Source organism: Pseudoalteromonas sp. KS88 (assembly GCF_004766475.1).
Taxonomy (GTDB): domain Bacteria; phylum Pseudomonadota; class Gammaproteobacteria; order Enterobacterales; family Alteromonadaceae; genus Pseudoalteromonas.
In genome coordinates this window covers 66836-85368 of sequence record NZ_PYHV01000025.1, presented here as the reverse complement: position 1 = coordinate 85368, position 18533 = coordinate 66836, and the positions used below count along the sequence as shown (strand labels likewise).

16 protein-coding genes are annotated in these 18533 nt (G+C 41.3%); 12 read left to right on the top strand and 4 right to left on the bottom strand.

The genetic code is table 11. The annotated features are described in order from the left end of the window. Nucleotides 1–393 precede the first annotated feature (393 nt). Entirely contained in the window at nt 394–2436 is a 2043-nt protein-coding gene (locus C7Y70_RS16645) for a glycoside hydrolase family 97 protein (protein ID WP_135475946.1), read from the bottom strand. A gap of 178 nt (nt 2437–2614) precedes the next feature. Between C7Y70_RS16645 and C7Y70_RS16640 the strand changes: the two genes are divergently transcribed. The 3 genes from C7Y70_RS16640 (at nt 2615) to C7Y70_RS16630 (ending at nt 6123) form a co-directional block, all read left to right on the top strand. After that, nucleotides 2615–3235, top strand: a complete 621-nt coding sequence (locus C7Y70_RS16640) for a methylamine utilization protein (protein ID WP_099295578.1) — start codon at nt 2615–2617, stop codon at nt 3233–3235. Beyond that, the gene (locus C7Y70_RS16635) at nt 3225–4454 is read left to right on the top strand and encodes a hypothetical protein (RefSeq protein WP_135475958.1); all 1230 of its coding nucleotides are present in this window, start codon (nt 3225–3227) and stop codon (nt 4452–4454) included. Before C7Y70_RS16640 ends, C7Y70_RS16635 begins: the two co-directional genes overlap by 11 nt. A 67-nt stretch (nt 4455–4521) precedes the next feature. Beyond that, nucleotides 4522–6123, top strand: coding sequence for a methyl-accepting chemotaxis protein (locus C7Y70_RS16630; RefSeq protein WP_135475944.1), 1602 nt, complete (start codon nt 4522–4524; stop codon nt 6121–6123). An 83-nt stretch (nt 6124–6206) separates the two neighbouring features. Here C7Y70_RS16630 and speE read toward each other — a convergent pair whose 3' ends face one another. Next, a complete protein-coding gene (gene speE, locus C7Y70_RS16625) occupies nt 6207–7070 on the bottom strand; it encodes a polyamine aminopropyltransferase (RefSeq protein WP_099295580.1) in 864 nt (287 codons plus the stop codon). 199 nt (nt 7071–7269) lie between these two features. Here speE and speA point away from each other — a divergent pair, with 199 nt between their 5' ends. From speA to C7Y70_RS16605, 4 genes are read left to right on the top strand one after another with little or no spacing between them, the layout of a single operon-like run. Then, a complete protein-coding gene (speA, locus tag C7Y70_RS16620) occupies nt 7270–9147 on the top strand; it encodes a biosynthetic arginine decarboxylase (protein ID WP_099295581.1) in 1878 nt (625 codons plus the stop codon). 35 nt (nt 9148–9182) lie between these two features. After that, on the top strand, nt 9183–10061 hold the full coding sequence (locus C7Y70_RS16615; RefSeq protein ID WP_099295582.1) for an acyltransferase: 879 nt from the start codon (nt 9183–9185) through the stop codon (nt 10059–10061). A 19-nt stretch (nt 10062–10080) separates the two neighbouring features. Further along, nucleotides 10081–11004 carry an acetyltransferase gene (locus tag C7Y70_RS16610; RefSeq protein ID WP_135475942.1) on the top strand — a complete coding sequence of 308 codons (924 nt, stop codon included), beginning with the start codon at nt 10081–10083 and terminating at the stop codon, nt 11002–11004. Between the two features lie 29 nt (nt 11005–11033). Beyond that, entirely contained in the window at nt 11034–12260 is a 1227-nt protein-coding gene (locus tag C7Y70_RS16605) for a mechanosensitive ion channel family protein (RefSeq protein WP_135475956.1), read from the top strand. On the opposite strand, the gene chrA is transcribed toward C7Y70_RS16605, so the two are convergent. Then, nucleotides 12220–13371, bottom strand: a complete 1152-nt coding sequence (gene chrA / locus C7Y70_RS16600; RefSeq protein WP_135475940.1) for a chromate efflux transporter — start codon at nt 13369–13371, stop codon at nt 12220–12222. The genes C7Y70_RS16605 and chrA overlap by 41 nt on opposite strands. Nucleotides 13372–13604: 233 nt before the next feature. Between chrA and C7Y70_RS16595 the strand changes: the two genes are divergently transcribed. Together C7Y70_RS16595 and C7Y70_RS16590 are read left to right on the top strand one after the other, a co-directional pair. After that, nucleotides 13605–14405: a transporter substrate-binding domain-containing protein gene (locus C7Y70_RS16595; RefSeq protein ID WP_135475938.1), complete on the top strand. Its 801-nt coding sequence runs from the start codon at nt 13605–13607 to the stop codon at nt 14403–14405. A gap of 74 nt (nt 14406–14479) precedes the next feature. Beyond that, entirely contained in the window at nt 14480–15112 is a 633-nt protein-coding gene (locus tag C7Y70_RS16590) for an OmpA family protein (protein ID WP_099295586.1), read from the top strand. Nucleotides 15113–15285: 173 nt separating this feature from the next. On the opposite strand, the gene C7Y70_RS16585 is transcribed toward C7Y70_RS16590, so the two are convergent. Beyond that, nucleotides 15286–17067, bottom strand: a complete 1782-nt coding sequence (locus C7Y70_RS16585) for an ABC transporter transmembrane domain-containing protein (protein ID WP_135475936.1) — start codon at nt 17065–17067, stop codon at nt 15286–15288. An 89-nt stretch (nt 17068–17156) separates the two neighbouring features. On the opposite strand from C7Y70_RS16585, the gene C7Y70_RS16580 reads away from it, so the two are divergent. Genes C7Y70_RS16580 through C7Y70_RS16570 form a run of 3 tightly spaced genes read left to right on the top strand, consistent with a single transcriptional unit; the run spans nt 17157 to nt 18382 of the window. After that, complete coding sequence (locus C7Y70_RS16580; protein ID WP_099295588.1) at nt 17157–17555, top strand: DUF3224 domain-containing protein; 399 nt, start codon at nt 17157–17159, stop codon at nt 17553–17555. A gap of 11 nt (nt 17556–17566) precedes the next feature. After that, complete coding sequence (locus C7Y70_RS16575) at nt 17567–17749, top strand: hypothetical protein (protein ID WP_135475934.1); 183 nt, start codon at nt 17567–17569, stop codon at nt 17747–17749. A gap of 15 nt (nt 17750–17764) precedes the next feature. After that, nucleotides 17765–18382, top strand: coding sequence for a LysE family translocator (locus tag C7Y70_RS16570; RefSeq protein WP_135475932.1), 618 nt, complete (start codon nt 17765–17767; stop codon nt 18380–18382). Nucleotides 18383–18533 lie beyond the last annotated feature (151 nt).

Here is an 18533-nt window from a genome sequence, read left to right as displayed (position 1 = left end):
ACCTATTTCAGGACGGGACAACCGCTCTTGCTTATTTTGTTTCCGATAGGTGGTTTGGGTGTTTATGTGGTCTTACTTAGGTAAACAATACGCCAAGGCTATCACCTAAGTGAGTGACTCCGTCATGGAGTAAGTAAATAACCTGAACTCTGGATAATAAATCTATCTCCAGCGGCTACTTTCACCGCTAACTGCGTTGAATTTACTTGCAATAGGCCAGCTGTTGACGCGTAAATTCGCCTTGTTATCGCTAAACGTTTCCGGCTGGAGACTAATAAATATATTTGTGATCTAATATCAATACATTAGTTTTAACCAGAGTTCAGGTTAAATAAGATTCAGTACAAGTGTTTAAGGCGCGATGTTAACTGCGCCTTAAACGTAGCTCTGATTTTAAATAGCTTTAAACCTAATTGCAGTGCCACCACTCGTCGCTAACTTAAGCGATAACGTATCTTTGGCTGTTACAATTCGTTGTTCTATCTTGATATCGTAAGGAGTATTTTTCCACTCTGCTTTATCGCCATCTCTGTAGATTTGCGCTTCAAATACTTTACCCGGCTCTAAAAAATCGAGTTTGATATCAATCGTACGTGCATGCTCATCCGTTACAGCGCCTAAATACCAATCATTTCCTGAGTAATTATCACGTTTGCGTTCTTTACGGGCAAACACCACGTAGTCGCCAACTTCACCTGCTAATGCGATACTTTGCTGCCAATCAGTGGGTACGTCTTGAATGAACTGAAATGCATCTGGTTTGGCTAAATAATTACGCGGTAAATCTGCGGCCATCTGAATTGGGCTATACATCACCACATACAAAGCCAGTTGCTTAGCTAGGGTCGTTTGCGGGCGGTTAGTATCTGCGCCTAAACCATTAAATCCCATATCAAATATGCCCGGGGTAAAATCCATTGGGCCCGCTAACATCCGAGTGAAGGCAAGCATCGGAATATGCTCTGGTGGATTAGGTGGTGTGCCCCATGCATTAAATTCTTGGCCTCGAGCACCTTCACGGGCAATCCAGTTAGGGTAAGTGCGGCGCAGGCCGGTGTCTTTAATTGGCTCGTGAGTATTAATGCTAAGTTTGTGTTTAGCAGCCAGTTTTATACTGTGTAGGTATTCGTTGACCATAAATTGGCCGTCATGCCATTCTTTTCGAACAATGCCATTTTCATCAATACGCTTGATGTTACCGCCATCAGCAACGTAACCGGTCTTTATTTGGCTAACGTTTGATTTTTCATATAATGCGTAAGCATCTTCCATTTGGTTACGGTAGTTTGTCACATTACCAGAGGTTTCATGGTGGCCAATAAGTTGCACACCTTTTTGTTGACCATAACGCGTCAGCTCGGCTATATCAAAATCATCGTATGGTTGAGTGAAGCTAAATACATCGCCGTTAAAGAACCAATCTCCGTCCCAGCCTAGATTCCAGCCTTCAACGAGTACTCCGTCAAAGCCATATTGGGCTGCAAAGTCCATGTAATATTTGGTGTTTTGCGTAGTGGCTCCGTGCTTTTCACCACTGCCCCATGTGGTTTCGTTTATATGCATGCCCCACCAAATGCCAACGTACTTACCTGGTTTCACCCAAGAAACATCCCCTAATTTATTCGGCTCGTTTAGGTTTAAGATAATGTCAGAGTTGATTAAATCAATGGCCTTCTCACCTATCTGAATTGTACGCCAAGGAGTAGTGAACGCCCCTTGCTTTTTAACGGCAATGCCATCTGACCAAGGTGTTAAATCTGCTTGCAATGTACCAGGTCGGCGCTGGTTCAGTACCATGGCTGCATAATCGACCAATGCTGCTTCATGAATACTAACGTGCACGCCGTTAGCATTTTTAAATGTAAATGGTGTATGTGCTAATGCCGCGTCTTGCAAAGGTGTTGTGTTGTAAACATATTCGTAGCGATTCCAGCCGCGTGCGGGGATCCACCAAGCTGTCGCTTTATCTGCGGCGGTTATTGCAAATTCGGTCAGCTCTTTGGTTATTTCTATATCTTCAAAGCCCTCTTGTTTCGGTACTTCATAGCGAAACCCTACGCCACTATCAAACGCTCTAAAACGTACAGTGTATGTCCCACCAAGCGGGGATGACTTACTAAAAGTGACTGCTACTTCATTATGATGATCAACAACCGTTTGGCGTTCTCCCCATGGTTGCTGCCATTTGCTCTGGACCAGATTAGTTGTAATGTTGGTGATTGTGAAGCCTTCACCAAATGCAGCTTGCTGCTTAAACTCAAACCCTAGTGATGAGTTTTCAATTACATTTTTATTATTAAAGCTAATTGAATAGTGAGGTGCAGAGCTTTGATCTGAAATGGTTATTTTTATTTTCTTATTAGGGGATTCAACAATAGCTTGCTTGGCAAAGCTGCTGCTGGAAATTAACACTAGTAGTAGTAGAGATAATCGCATTGTGTGTCCAACTGATTTGATGGGTGCGCAGTTAGAATAAATGACCAAGCGAAGTTTGACGAGGTGGTTGCATACGTATTCAGTCGGCTGTCGTTTATTAAGTGATAATTAAAATATCTGAAAATACGACTTAAATATGCCTATAATAAAATAAATCAAATAATAATATTATCTCAAGATGAAGCTTTTAATTACTTTTGCATTGTTGTTGGCTTTCAATAGTCAAGCAGTCACTCTTATTGTTAGTAACCAAAACAAACAAGTACAACCCAATGTTGTTGTGTGGTTACAACCTACAACCCCCATTGCAGAACCCCCTAAGCCTGAAACAACGTTTGTGATGGAGCAAAAAGACCGACAATTCACTCCACATATATTAGTTGTAGAGCAAAATGGCAAAGTTGATTTTCCAAACGCTGACTCGATTATGCATCATGTGTATTCGTTTTCTAAAAGTAAGTCGTTTGAACTTAAGCTTTATCGCGAGCAACCTCAAGATCCAATCATTTTCGACCAAACTGGTGTGGTTGAGCTTGGGTGTAACATACACGATTGGATGCTAGGTTATATTGTTGTCGTTGACAGTCCATACTATGGTATTACGGATCAACAAGGGCAGTTAACATTAGATATTCCACAGGGTGATTACACCATCAATACATGGCATGAAGGGTTTAGTGATATTAGCTCAACAGAATCGCAAGCTATGGCCATTAACAGTGCTGAGGTACGCTATCAACTCAAGCAAGCTTTGATACCACGAGTTGCAATAGGTGTGGATGAATATGATGATTACTAATCACATTTTGCGTGCAATTACTCTGTTTGGTGTGGTTGTTGCTTTTAATGTAAATGCACAAGTCAAAGGATTGGTGCAAGTAAGTGCAGTAAAGGGCGATTCGCAAGCGAGCTGGCAGGAGCGTGGCGTTGGTTTATATCGATTTGATCATAACACTGATGGTTTAGTGCTTTCACAAGGGTTGCTAGATTTTCGAACTGATTTAAGCTCTGCATGGTCTGCGCATGGGGTTATAAATGCTTATCAAGATCCTGAGCCAACATTGGGTTTCACACAAGCGTACTTACAATATAAACCGCTTACCCAGAGTAACTATAAATGGCACGTTCGGGTTGGCGGTTTTTACCCGTTATTATCACTTGAAAATCCTCAAATAGGGTGGCTATCTCCCTATAATTACACTAACTCGGCTATCAACTCTTGGGTGGGTGAAGAGCTTCGCACTTTGGGTGTGGAGGCTACAATAAAGCGCCCCGGACGCAGATTTAATAGTGCGCATAGCTTTTCGTTTATTGCTGCAACATTTAAAGGTAATGATCCTGCTGGTACTTTATTGGCTTGGCGGGGCTTTGCAATGCACGATCGACAAACCACATTTAACGAGAGCATTGCCTTTGCGCCTGTTACTTCGTTAAACACACCGCAGCTTCAGTTTCAGGCTAATCAGGTTTTACCGTTTGAGGAAGTGGACGGGCGTTATGGCTATTATGCTGGCATCCATTGGGACTACCTCAAACAGTCTCAGTTTAGGTTCTATTATTACGATAATAATGGCGATCCCAGTGCAATTAATTACAGCACAGGGCAATACGCATGGGATACGCGCTTTTCAAGTGCTGCGTGGCTTTACAAGTTTACCGCTAATACGCGATTAATTGCACAAGCGATGTCAGGCAGTACTGCAATGGGGTCTAGGCGTGGAGTAGATAATCGCTTTTACAGCCACTTTGTTTTATTAAGTCATAAAATGGCTCAACATCGGTTATCTATACGTTATGACTATTTTAAAGTGACCGATAAAGATGATTGGGCGTTTGACCCGAATGCGAGTCATGGGGAGGGCATCACAGCTACTTGGCGTTACCAACTAAACTCCCAATGGCAACTTGGCGTAGAGGGCTCAGCGTTACGAAGCCAAGCTGATAATCGCCAGTCAATGGGGATATCATCACACATTTCCCAGCAGCAAATTGCATTAAATACGCAGTGGCGATTTTGATTTTAGGCAATATTATGTTTATCAACTACCTTTATACTTTAATGTCGTGAGTATGTTGAGGTGATAAATGAAGTTACACAGCATTCGTTTCAAAAGCTCTTTACCTATTTTGCTTTTAGGTATAGCTATTGTTGTTCTTATTGTCGGTTACACATACTTAATAAACATGCAAAAGGTCGTGCTTGATAACCAGTCAGAGCGCTTCTTAAAAGCGATTTCGGTTGTGTTAAATGCTGACAGAGATCTTTACCAAGCAAAAGTATCAGAGCTCAACTTAGTTACAAATAAAAAAGGTGACGCAGGAGAGCTGAAAAACCACAGTGAAAATGCGCAGCAGGTGGCTGAACGATTCAGTCAGTACTTAAATTACTTGTCTATTTACCCAGAGATTACGGCTAATTTTAGCCGTTTTGATATGGCGTTTTCTCGTTGGCTATCTGCCTCCGAGGCCTATATAAATGCTCCTCAAAGTTCAGCCCAAGAACTGGCGGCTGATCGTGAGTTCGATGCCTTACGTGATATTTTAGATAAAGCAGGAGAGCAGGCTGAATCTGTATCTATAATAGAAAAGCAAAAGCTTATTGACAAAATTAACAGTACCAAGTGGTTGTTGCTGCTAATGTCTGCATTCATTTTAATAATTGCAGGGTGGTTTAGTTATCAAATACCTCGTCAGCTGACTAAGCAAATAAATTATGTCACTAATAGAATTAATGAAATAGCATCGGGTGATGGGGATTTAACTGGGCGTATAACAATTAAGAGCCAAGATGAGTTTTCAGAGCTTGCAACCGCATTTAATCACTTTCTAGATAACTTGCAGCAGCTTATCCGCGACGTTTTAATGCAAGCGAATGAATTAAACGGCTTAGGTGGAGAGTTAAGTCAGTTTGCAAACCAAAATAGTGATGTTAACCAAAAACTCAACCAAGCATCAGAATCTATTGTCAGTGCAGTCCATCAAATGAGTGTTGCCAGTCGTGAGGTTGCAAGTGTAGCTCAAGAATCATCTAAAGAAGCTGATAACTCTCAGTCTTTGGCAAAAGATGGGCTCAGTGCAGTAGCTAGCTCTAGTAATAAAATTATCGCGTTGTCTGAAAACATGGAACACGCTAGTAATAAATCAACTGAGTTACAGCAAAGCTCTGACAACATAGCTAAGGTATTAGAGGTAATACGTGCGATTGCAGAGCAAACTAATCTGCTCGCGCTTAACGCTGCAATTGAAGCGGCCCGAGCTGGGGAGCAAGGGCGTGGGTTTGCTGTGGTGGCTGATGAAGTCAGAACGTTGGCAACGCGCACTCAAGAAAGCACCAATGATATTCAAAATATGGTTGAGCAGTTTGCTAACAGTGTAGATCAGTCTTTAACGGCAATTAACAGTGGCAAAGGGCTTGCAGAGGATGCCGTAGCGTCATTTAGCCAAACTAACGATGTACTCAATGCGATGCAAAGCTCTTCTATTAAAGTTAATGAAATGGCGATGCAAACGGCACATGCAACTGATGAGCAAACAACTGTCGCACAGGAGATTAGTCATAACTTATCATCGCTTAATGATCAAACACTTCAGGGGGGAGAGCTTGCCCGGTCAACTGAAGATGTCGCACTTAGGGTGAACCAGTTAACGGATGAGTTAAGTAATTTAGTGAAACGCTTTAAGGTATAAAAATAAATCTATTACAGTAAAAAGGGGCTACAAAGCCCCTTTTTCACGACATGTAAATTCAATTCAACTTCGGGGTTACCCGCTTATTTTTTATCGAACGCGCGTTTCATAAAGTTTGGTGTTGCAAGCGCACCATAATGAATCCCGCTGTTGTAATACTCTGTACTTTTTGCAAGTTCAGTTGCTGCATCTTCCCTAAATCCTGCAAATTTTTCTTCTTTGCGAGCGAGTGTTACCGACCATAACCCACTTGGGTAAATAGGTTGCGGAAATGGTAATGTTTGTAAGTCGTTAAAGCCAACGTCGGTCATCGCATCACGCATCTCAACAAGTAATGGCATGTGCATTAGTGGTGATTCACTTTGTTGCACCATGATACCGCCAGGGCGTAATGCTTTTAAACAACTGGTGTAAAAAGCATGATTAAATAATCCCTCGCCTGGGCCGACAGGGTCCGTACCATCAACAATAACAACGTCGATGGACTCAGGTGCAGCTTCACGCATATACTTTATGCCGTCATCAAACATTACTGTTGCGCGCAAGTCTTGGTTTGCCTCACATAGCTCGGGAAAATACTTAAGTGACATTTGTGTAACGACTTCGTCGATATCAATTTGTATTACAGACTCAACACTTGTGTGTTTTAGTACTTCACGAAGTGTGCCGCAGTCACCACCACCAATAATAACGACATTTTTAGGATTCGGGTGTGCTAACAATGCCGGATGGCTGATCATTTCATGATAAAAGAAGTTTTCACGACTGCTTACCATTGTGCAACCATCGATAATCATTAAGTTGCCAAAATCTGTGGTCTCGAACATCTCCACTTTTTGAAAAGGAGATTGTTTCTCGTCTAATTTTTTATTAATCCGTAGAGAAAACGCACTGCCGTCGCGTTCGCTGATTTCGGTAAACCATTTGCTTTGATCTAAATTTGCCATGTCGCTAGCTACACTTTTAGTTGAGTAAGAAAAAGGGGGCAATTCTGCCAGTGGTTGGCGGTTTGCTCAATGAAATTTTATCAGTATAGCGAATATTTTCTTCTCGCTTTGGCTTAAAGGTTAATTTTTGTTAGCGTAGGAAGTTATGACGTATTAAAATAACCGATTCCGCCAAACAGTTAACTTAAGAAGATTTGCCATGACTTGGGGTTTAGACACAGCACGCGCTACTTATAACGTTGCACATTGGAGTGACGGTTATTTTGATATAAACAGCCAAGGCGAGTTGGTCGCTTATCCAGATGGCGATCAAACTAAAACGGCAATTTCGTTAAGCGAATTAACAGAGCAATTCAAGAAACAAGGGTTAACACTACCCGTGCTAGTGCGGTTTACTGATATCTTACAAAATCGAGTAGACACACTCACTAGTGCATTTTGTAAAGCACGTGATGCACGTGATTACCAAGGTCAATATACCTGTGTATACCCAATAAAAGTAAACCAACAACGTTCTGTTGTCAGCAAGTTACTGGCTCACCCAAGTGGTTTAGTCGGGCTTGAAGCTGGGTCTAAGCCTGAGCTTATGGCAATACTCGGCGTTGCCACCTCACCGATTACAATTGTCTGCAATGGTTACAAAGACAGTGAGTTTTTACGCCTTGCATGTATTGGTCAGGCGATGGGGCACAAAGTTAAAATAGTGGTCGAAAAGCTATCGGAATTAACTACTTTGCTGGCTGAAATTGAAGATTTAGGCATTGAGCCTGCAATTGGCATCCGCATTCGTTTAAATTCGGTTGGCAAAGGCAAGTGGCAAAATACCGGTGGAGAAAAAGGTAAGTTCGGCTTAACAGCAGGGCAAGTGTTAAGCGCTGTTGAAGTACTTAAGCAGCACAATAAATTGCATTTGATGCAAATGGTACATTTCCATATAGGTTCTCAGATTGCCAATATTCGTGACATTCACCGAGCGTTACGCGAGTGCGCGCGTCATTTTGCGGAACTTACTCAATTAGGTGTGCCATTAAACACTGTTGATGTGGGTGGTGGTTTAGGTGTTGATTATGAGGGGTCAGGCTCTCGTAGTGCGTGCTCTATGAATTATACGGTTGATGAGTATGCGCGTAATGTGGTGAATGCATTCGCTGAAGTGTGCGAACAACACACACTTACTCATCCCGCCATTATTACTGAGTCAGGCCGTGCGCTAACAGCACATCACGCCGTTCTGATTACGGATGTTATTGATGTTGAAACTGCGCCTAATTACGCTAATCCAAGCGCCCCAGAGCCAAATAGCGTGTTAGTGTTAGATGAAATGTGGCAATGTTTACAGCGTTTAACTCCACGTATGGCTTTAGAAATCTACCACGATGCAATGCACCTATTCAGTGAAGCACATGATCAATATGTACACGGATTGGTAAGCATGTTGGAATGGGCGAAGATAGAGCAGTTGTATTTCACTATTTTACATCGCGTGCGCGCGTCATTAAGTAATGCACGTGCTCACCGCGAAGTATTAGATGATTTAAATGAAAAGCTAGCAGATAAGTTATTTGTGAATTTCTCACTGTTTCAATCACTGCCAGATGTGTGGGGAATTCAACAACTGTTTCCTGTGATGCCAATAGAAAACTTGGATAAGCCATTAACACAACGCGCGATTATTCAAGATATAACCTGTGATTCAGATGGTCAGATTCGTGAATATGTCGAAGGGGCAGGCATTGAAACGAGTTTGCCTATTCCTCAGTATCAGCCAGGCCAGCAATACCATATTGCTATGTTTATGGTGGGCGCTTACCAAGAGATTTTAGGTGACTTACATAATTTATTTGGCGATACAGATTCAGTGCATGTGGAGCTAAACGAGCAAGGCTATCAACTTACTAATGCCATAAAGGGTGATAGTGTTAAGGATGTATTAAAGTTTGTTGATTATGATAGCGCAATTTTAGCCGAAAACTTTGCCGCAACCATTGCAAAACTATCAGTCAGTGACACCGAAAAAGCGCAGTTTTTAACTGAGCTTAATGCTGGGTTGGCTGGTTATACGTATTTTGAAGATTAACAACAGACAAGTTTAATGAAAGGAATTGAGTGGTAATGTCTATAATTCGTTGTGTTTTTAGTATTTTATTTTACGCCCTAAATACTGTGCTTTGGTTTATTCCAATTTTTATTTTTGGTCTTATAAAATTAGTGCCAATTAAGCCGTTGCAAAAAACAATGAGCTGGGCTGCAAAAAAATGTGCAAGCATGTGGGTAACCTGTAATTCATTAAATCAGAATTTATTTACACCCTATGAGTTAAATGTCTCAGGCCTTGAACAATTAAAGCTCAAAGATTGGTATTTGATTATTGCTAATCACCAAAGCTGGGTTGATATTCTGGTATTACAACGGTTATTGAATCGCAAAATCCCATTCCTGAACTTTTTTTTAAAGAAAGAGTTAATCTATGTGCCAATACTGGGTTTAGCTTGGTGGGCATTGGATTTCCCATTTATGACTCGTACCAGCAAGAGCCAACTTAAAAAGAACCCTAAATTGCGTGGCAAAGATTTAGAAACAACCCGCAAAGCGTGTGAAAAATTTAAAGAAATGCCAGTGAGTATTGTCAATTTTGTAGAAGGGACACGTTTCACTGATGCAAAACATCAACGTCAAAATAGTCCATTTCCACATTTACTTAAACCTAAAGCGGGTGGCGTAGCATTTGTGATGCAGGCGATGGGAGAGCAAATATCAAAAGTGGTGAACGTGACTATTCAGTACCCCGATGGTATTCCTACTTTTATCGACTTCGCCAGTGGACGTGTAAAAAATATCAATGTTCATGTTGAAGTGTTGCCTGTCAGCCCTGAGTTGATCGGAGATTACACCGCTGATAATGAGTTTAGAGTGCGCTTTCAGTCGGAGTTAAACCGATTGTGGGAAGAAAAAGAACAGCAAATTATCAAATTAGAGCAGCAATCTAAGTGATTATAAAAAGCGAGTTTATATGCTAAAGAAAATCATACCGAATTGGCTAAATGGCCTGTTTGTATGCACCGTGCTTTTTAGCAATACTTTGCTGTGGGGTACGGTAGTGCTCATTCTGGGACTTATTAAACTCGTATTGCCGTTTGCATGGGTGAGTGACTTATTACACCTTGCCTATCAAGGGTGGTGTGGCGGTAATCGGCTTGGCTTGTATTTAAGTTATGCGCAACTTGATGTCACAATTGTTGGGGATGTAAACAAGCATGGTTGGTACTTGTTAATTTCAAATCATTTCAGCTGGATTGATGTCGTTGTATTAAGTGCGATAGATGCCTTGCCTGCCCCTAAGTTCTTTTTAAAAGATGAGTTGAAATACGTGCCTCTTATCGGTTCTGGCGCCTGGGCAATGGGAATGCCATTTATGAAGCGAGTTACAAAAGCGCAAAAAGCACGTAACCCAAAACTAAAGGGACTCGATGTTGAGCGAACAAAACGAAGTTGCCGAAATTTTCGTAGTCACCCAACAACGATTATTAATTTTGTTGAAGGCACGCGCTTTACTGCATTGAAACATCAGGTTCAGCGTAGTCCATTTAAACACTTGCTTAAACCTAAAGCGGGTGGTGTCGCTTTTGCGTTAGAGGTGTTAGGGGAGCAATTTGATGCCATACTCAACACCACCTTGGTGTACAAGGCCAAAAGTGATCATATTTGTGGCAGTTTTTTGCGTGGGCAGTTAAATAAAATAACCGTGACGATTACGCTGACACCTGTCAGTCCAAATTTAATAGGTAATTATCAACAAGACAGTGAATTTCGAGCACAATTTCAAAAAAATATTAATCAGTTATGGATGACAAAAGACAGTGAGCTAGCACTGGTATATACACAATACAGTACTGACCCTTTAATAATGGATGATAAGGAGATAGAAATACCGTGACTAAACAAACAGATTTGCAGCAACTCATAATGCCATGGTTTGAAGGTGTCCCTGACGCGTCACTTCTGAGCGCGTTAACAGCCACAGCAATCGGTGTGTGTTCTTTATTGTTCGTGTATTTATTTACAGGACGATTAATGTTGCCTGGCATTCAGACTGTGGTGACTAAAGTGTCTCCACAGCGCATAGGTGCTCTTGCGCCGATGCTGACAAAGCTAAATCGTCGTTTTGCTGGCATGTTATGCTGCGTTTTGTTTTTAGCCACGTTTGATAGCATTTACCCTGTCGGTGAATTTTCAGCTGAGGTTTTTAAAATCATCGGGCAAACACTGCTAATCATCCATATCGGTTTCATTATCAGTAGTATAGTGAGTATTGCGGGTGGGATTTATAATCAGCTTGAGTTTGCACGTGAAGTGCCTATTCAAGGGCTGATCCAAGTTGTTAAATTAATCACCTTTATGATTTGTGCCATCTTGATTGTGAGTATCATACTCGAAAAGTCACCGACTTATATCCTCTCAGGTTTTGGTGCGATCGCCGCGGTTACTTTACTTGTTTTTAAAGACACCATCTTAGGCTTTGTAGCAAGTATTCAAATCGCCGCAAACCGTTTAGTGACTTATGGTGATTGGATTCAAGTTGAAAATTATGGCGCCGATGGTGAGGTAATTGATCTGGGTTTAAACACCGTTAAAGTGCGTAACTGGGATAACACAATTACCACTATTCCAACCTATATGCTGGTGGCTGGATCATTTAAAAATTGGCGCGGAATGCAGGAATCAGGTGGACGTCGTATTAAACGCTCATTAAATATTGATATGAATAGCATTCGGCTTGTCGATGAGGAACTCACTAACATATTGGGACAAGCCATTGTGTTAAATGATTACATTAAGTTAAGTACATTACCCGATCCAGTATCAAACTTAGGGCTGTTTCGTCGCTACGCTGAAGGGTACTTAAAACAACATGAAAAAATAAATACTTCTTTAACGCTTATGGTGCGTGAATTACAGCCATTGAATCATGGTTTACCAATAGAGTTTTACTGCTTTAGCCAAGATAAACGCTGGATATCGTTTGAGCACTTACAGGCAGAAATTATGGATCACCTGTTAGCGGTATTGCCTTTGTTTGACTTACGACCTTATCAAAGCGTTACAGGGCAATTTAGCCCTGCAACACAGCCGAATAATTCAAAGCCGTCGATCAAAGTGGCAAATACTGCTGACCAAGCCCAACCAAAATAAATCCAATAAGTAGCCACCAAATTGGTGGCTTAGCCATTCTAAGCCAAACAAAAGCAGCAAGCACAAGTGCAATGTGCCACATGTTATGTACCGCCGATGTCCAAATAGGTGAATACAGTGCCGCCGCTAAAAAACCGACTACAGCGGCATTGAGTGCTGCAATACTACTGGCAAAACGAGGACGTTGAGCCAATTGCAACCAGCTTTTTTGCAGCGCAAACATCAGTAATAACCCAGGTAAGAAAATAAGCAACGTTGCAAGCAACGCTCCTGTGATTGGGTTGACGCCTGAAAACTGTGTTCCTAAATAAGTGGCTATGGTGAACATAGGGCCAGGTACAGCCTGAGCACTGGCATACGCACTTAAAAATTGTTCAGTGCTTAGGTCGGTAATCCCTGCTTGCAATATAGGCAAAACAACGTGACCACCACCAAATACCATTGCTCCAGCTTGATAGAATGGGGCAAACAGTTCGGCTTTATCGTTTAAAGGCATAAAGCTCACTATCAACAACAGTGAAAATAAACCCAACGCGAGCCAATTAATTTGACTTGTTTTTACAGAGGGGATATCAGCATTTTTGGGTAACTTTAGCAAAGGCCAAATAGCGCCAATAGTAGCAGCGATAACTAATACTGCAATTTGACTAAAAAGGTTAGGCTGCAATAGCAACAGCAGTGTACTTGCTAGGGCTATTGCTTTTAATAGCCAGTTCGTGCAAAAGCTCTTTGCCATGCTCAAAGTTGCATCTGCCACAATTACTACAGCAAAAAGTTTAAGGCCTGTCACTATGGCAAAGTAGATACTGTCAAATTGGTGCGCGCTGAGGGCTAATAGCAGCATGATTAGTAAAGACGGTAACGTAAACCCAATAAAAGCAGCAATACCGCCAAGCAAGCCATGGCGCTCAACACCGATTGCAAACCCCACTTGACTAGAACCAGGTCCTGGTAGTGCTTGACTGAGGCTGATCAATTGCGCATAACGCTGATTATTTAACCATTTCAAGTTATCTACAAAATGATTCTTAAAATAACCTAAATGCGCCGCAGGTCCTCCAAAACTCATACAGCCAAGTAAAAAAAACTGTTTAAAAATAGCAAACAACATAATAGCTCTATTTTCCTTTATGACTTTTTTATTTCATTATGACAAATTTATGTGACATTTTAATGATTTTTAAATCTTATACCCGATTCTACTGCGTTGTTGCTTTTCACAATAGAATGACTATTACCTGCAATCAATGCCTTGCCTAAATCGCTTTAATTGCAACTGAAACTGACATATTAAGGGGGTTTGGGTATATAATGTAATAAAGGTTTAATCAAATGTAATAAGCTATGCAATTTATTGGTTATATTCTTCCTACTTTTTTCTTTTTAGCATCTAGCTTAATTGCCGTAGAGTCTCATGCTCAAACAAAAGTACCTAAAGTCTCTATTGCTGTTGACCATGCACCACCTTATAGCCAAATCACCTCGGATGGAGAGATCAGCGGGGCAGTCGTTGATATTGTCAGAGCAATGCAAGAGCATCTTACTTTTAAAATTGAATTAGTGGGTTGCCCATTCTCACGTTGCATACGCATGTTAGAACAAGGTGAAGTTGATGCGATGGGTGGATTAATATTAACGCCTGAGCGCCAACAAAAAATGGTGTTTGTTAAGCCCGCTTATATGGCTTTGTCATCCTCTTTTGTTTTTTATGCACGTCATAAAAGCCAGTTAAATATAGCCAATTATGACGATCTCTATGGTAAGAAAATAGCGGTTATGCGTGGCGCGGCTTACTTTAAGCGTTTTAATGAGGATGAAAAATTATTAAAAGTACCTGTACTGACAGAGCAGACAGCAATGGAACTGTTATTAAAAGAGCGGGTAGATTTAGTGATCGCAGTAGAAGAGACGGCTGATCATGCTATGAGTGTGTTAAATCAACCATCCAATAAGTTAGTCAAAATGGACTATCGTTACAAAGACACTATTTTTGGCTACCTTGCGTTTAATAAAAAATTTGCAACAAATGTGATTGCTCAAAAACTCCGTATTCAGATGCAACAAATGGCTAAAAGCGGTCAGTTAACCCAACTTGTTGCGCCATACAAATTACCTCCCATCACTTCACAAATGCTGGACTTTTAATACTTACTTCATTTTTTGTTCATAGACGCCTTGCTAATCTGATAGTCAATCGAATTAATCTCTAAGGGCATAACATGACATTAACTAAATCACTTTTATCTGCAACAATCATCGGCGTATTACTCACAGGTTGTGAAACAAATAATACAGGAACGGGTGCTGCAATAGGGGCTGCTACAGGTGCTGTCCTTGGAAAAGCAACTGGCGATCATGATGATAAGCGTATCTTTATCGGTGCAGCAATTGGCGCTTTAGCCGGTGCTGCTGTTGGCGATTATATGGATAAACAAGAAGAGGCGTTTCGTGATGAACTTGCAGGGTCTGGTGTTGAAGTTGTGCGCGAGGGAGATAATTTACGCTTAGTCATGCCATCTAATATTACCTTTGCCACTGATCAATCGTATATTTCATCTGGTTTTCACAACACGCTTGATGCCATTGCAAAAGTAATGAACAAATACGAAAAAACGTATCTTAGTATTGAAGGCCATACCGATAGCACAGGTAAAGATAGCTACAATATGACGCTATCAGAGCAACGTGCGCAAAGCGTAAAAGGCTATTTAGTAAATCAACAAATCCTAGCCGGGCGTATCAGCACACGAGGCTATGGTGAAACACAGCCTATTGCGAGTAACGAAAGTGCCAATGGTCGCGCACAAAACCGCCGTGTAGAAATTCAAATCGTACCAAACACTAAAGGTTAATCTACATTATAAGGTCTGTTGACCTTTCTAGGTTGAATTTGCAGTATCAATGCCAAACAGGCATTGCCCTTAGGGTTCTGCCTAGGGGCGATTAAACCGCCCCTAGGCAGAACAAATTTTAATCCGCAAAGGTCAACAGATCCTAGTATGACAGCACAGCGTGCAGTCATGTTTTAATCTTTATTAAATTGTAGTTCACACAGCTGTTTGTAAAGTGGGTTTGACTCAATGAGCTGTTGGTGCGTACCTGTGGCAATTATCTTACCTTGCTCCATGACAACAATCATATCAGCATGCTTTACCGTGGCTAAGCGATGCGCAATGATCAAGGTGGTACGGTTTTGCATTAAATGCTCAAGCGCGGCTTGAACATGTTGCTCGCTTTGCGCATCTAAGGCGCTCGTTGCTTCATCAAGTAGCAGTATTGCGGGGTCTTTTAATATTGCTCGTGCTAGCACAATACGTTGTTTTTGACCGCCAGATAAACGCACCCCTTGCTCACCTAAAAAGCTTTCATAGCCATTTGGCAAACTGGTAATAAACTCATCTGCATGAGCATATTTAGCGGCTTGGTAAACCTGCTCGTCTGAGGCTTCAGGGTTGCCATATCGAATATTGTGCATAACATCAGAGCTAAATAAAATTGGGTTTTGTGCAACCATACCCATGCTGTCCCTCAGTGTTTTAAGAGACAAATTTTTGATATTAATATCATGAAACTTTATATCGCCATTGGCTGGATCATAAAAACGTTGCAGTAGTTCGAAAAGGGTTGTTTTTCCGGCACCTGAAGGCCCAACAATCGCGACTGTTTGCCCTTTTTGTATACCTAATGAAATGTTTTTCAATGCACTCACATCTGGACGCGACGGGTAATTAAAAGTGACATTGTCTAGCTCAATCGCAGTCGAATGAGAATTAGTGTGTAACGTGTCATCCTGTGGGTGAGCTGGGTTAATTATTTCACTTTTCACAGCTAATAATTCAAGCAATCTGGCCGCAGCGCCTGCTGCACGTTGCAGCTCACCATACACTTCGGCAACAGTGGCTACTGACATAGCAACCATAATGGCGTAAAACACAAAGGCGCCTAATTCGCCACCTGTCATAGTGCCTGCAAGTACATCATTGCCGCCAACCCACAACATAATGCTAATCGCGCTAAAGGTTAAAAATATCACTGCGGCAATTAAAAATGAACGTTGTTTAATACGGCTTTTTGCGACAGCAAACGCTTTATCCGTTTCAAGCGCAAATGCTTGTTGCTCACGGTGTTCGTGGCTGTAACTTTGTACAACTTTAATGTTTTGAATGATCTCGCCGGCGTAAGTACTAATATCTGCAATGGCATCTTGGCTAGAGCTTGCTAATTTGCGCACTTTTTTACCAAAAACCATCATGGGTATTAGTACTAAAGGCACGCAGGTAATTACGACTAAAGTCAGTTTTAAGTTAGTAATTAATAACATGGCTAAACCACCGATAAGCATCAACGCACTGCGTAACGCCATCGAAAACGATGACCCAATAATAGATTGCAATAATGTCGTGTCAGTGGTTAAGCGAGACATTAGCTCGCCGCTGCGATTTTCTTCAAAGTAACTTGGGTGGAGGGTAACTATGCGCTCAAATACAGCTTTACGAATATCATTACTGACGCGCTCACCAATCCATGACATTAAATAAAAACGACTAAAAGTGCCTATTGCCAATAAACTTATCAACCCGATAAGCACTAGCACAGCTTGCCTAAGTTGCTCCTGTGAGCCTGCAATAAAACCATGGTCAATCACAAACTTAACGCCTTGGCCGAGCGATAAGTTAACCCCAGCTGTGACAAGCAACGCCAAAAGCGCCGAAAATACCACCCATTTGTAGGGTTTAATGAACTGAAAAATAGGAATTAAACTACTAAAGGCAGCTTTGTCTTTTGACTCTGTTTTGCTGGTGCTCATGCTGGATTCTTTTTTGTGGATAAGGTATAGATATGGCTGCAAATAAAAATATTTCAATAACCGCAACCAACAATCATTAAGGGACTAACATGGCAACACATAAAGTAACAGGTGAATTTAGCGTTAAACTCAACCCCATCGAAGGTTATGCCAAAGGCATTGACGGCGTAAATTTGGGTCGTATGTCGATTGATAAAACCTTCACTGGTGAGCTTGATGCGACCAGCACTGGCGAAATGCTCAGCGCCATGACCACCACCCAAGGCAGTGCAGGCTATGTGGCAATTGAGCAAGTGGTTGGCACGCTTGCAGGCAAACAAGGCAGTTTTGTATTGCAGCACTTTGGCAGCATGGATAAAGGCCAAGATTCATTAATTTTAAATGTCATACCAGATTCTGGAAGTAATGAACTTACAGGGCTCAGTGGAAAAATGGCGATTCGTATTGAAGGTGGCAATCATTTTTATGATTTTGAATATCAGTTATAAACGAGCGCATTGTGCAGAAAATAATAGAATTTAAAAAACACCGTGGCTTTTTTAGAGGCGGTATTGATATTGACGCACTTAATGAGCGAATTTATCAATTAAATCAAGATGGCTGGAAAGTAATCAATGTGAGTGCTGCAACAGGGGTATACGGCCAAGTTTACGCCTACATCTTATTAGTTGAAAATGAATAACTATAAGGAATATCAATGACATTCTCAGTTTGGCTAAGTTTAGTTGTCATCTGCATGATGGGGGCAATGTCACCAGGGCCAAGTCTTGCTGTGGTGCTCAAACACAGCATTCATGGCAGTATGAGAAATGGCATGTTGTCGGCACTTAGCCACGGTATTGGCGTGGGTTTTTATGCTGCTGCTTCATTACTTGGTCTCGGTACACTGATGTTACAATTTCCTACTGTATATCAAGTATTAGTCTATTTAGGTGCAGCGTATTTAGCATACCTAGGCTTTAAAATTTTATTAGCAAAACCCTGCGATGATGAACTACAAGTAGCTCAGCAAAGCGGCAGTGCAAAACAAGCAATGCAAGATGGTTTTGCTATAGCATTTTTAAACCCTAAATTAGCGGTCTTCTTTTTAGCTTTGTTTTCGCAGTTTATTGACCCTGAAAACTTGAACCTCCAGGTTGGCATGATCATGTGTTTCACTGTGTTTATCATTGATACTGGTTGGTATGTTATTGTTGCAGCGCTGACTGAACTTTCAAAAAAACGCTTTGCTTTTACAAAATCCTCCCCTTGGCTTGATAAAATATTGGCTGTAGTTTTTATAGGACTAGCAATAAGAGTGGTTCTAATGACGTAGAGTATTCATTTTCACTAATTCTTACTACCTACTCTAAAAGCTGCTTTTAGCAATGCTTAATTCCTTCTTGAAATAAAGACGTGAAACTGAATCTTTTGTTACTAAGTAGACTCATTTGACGTTATCTACACGATCGCAGCACTTAGTTACT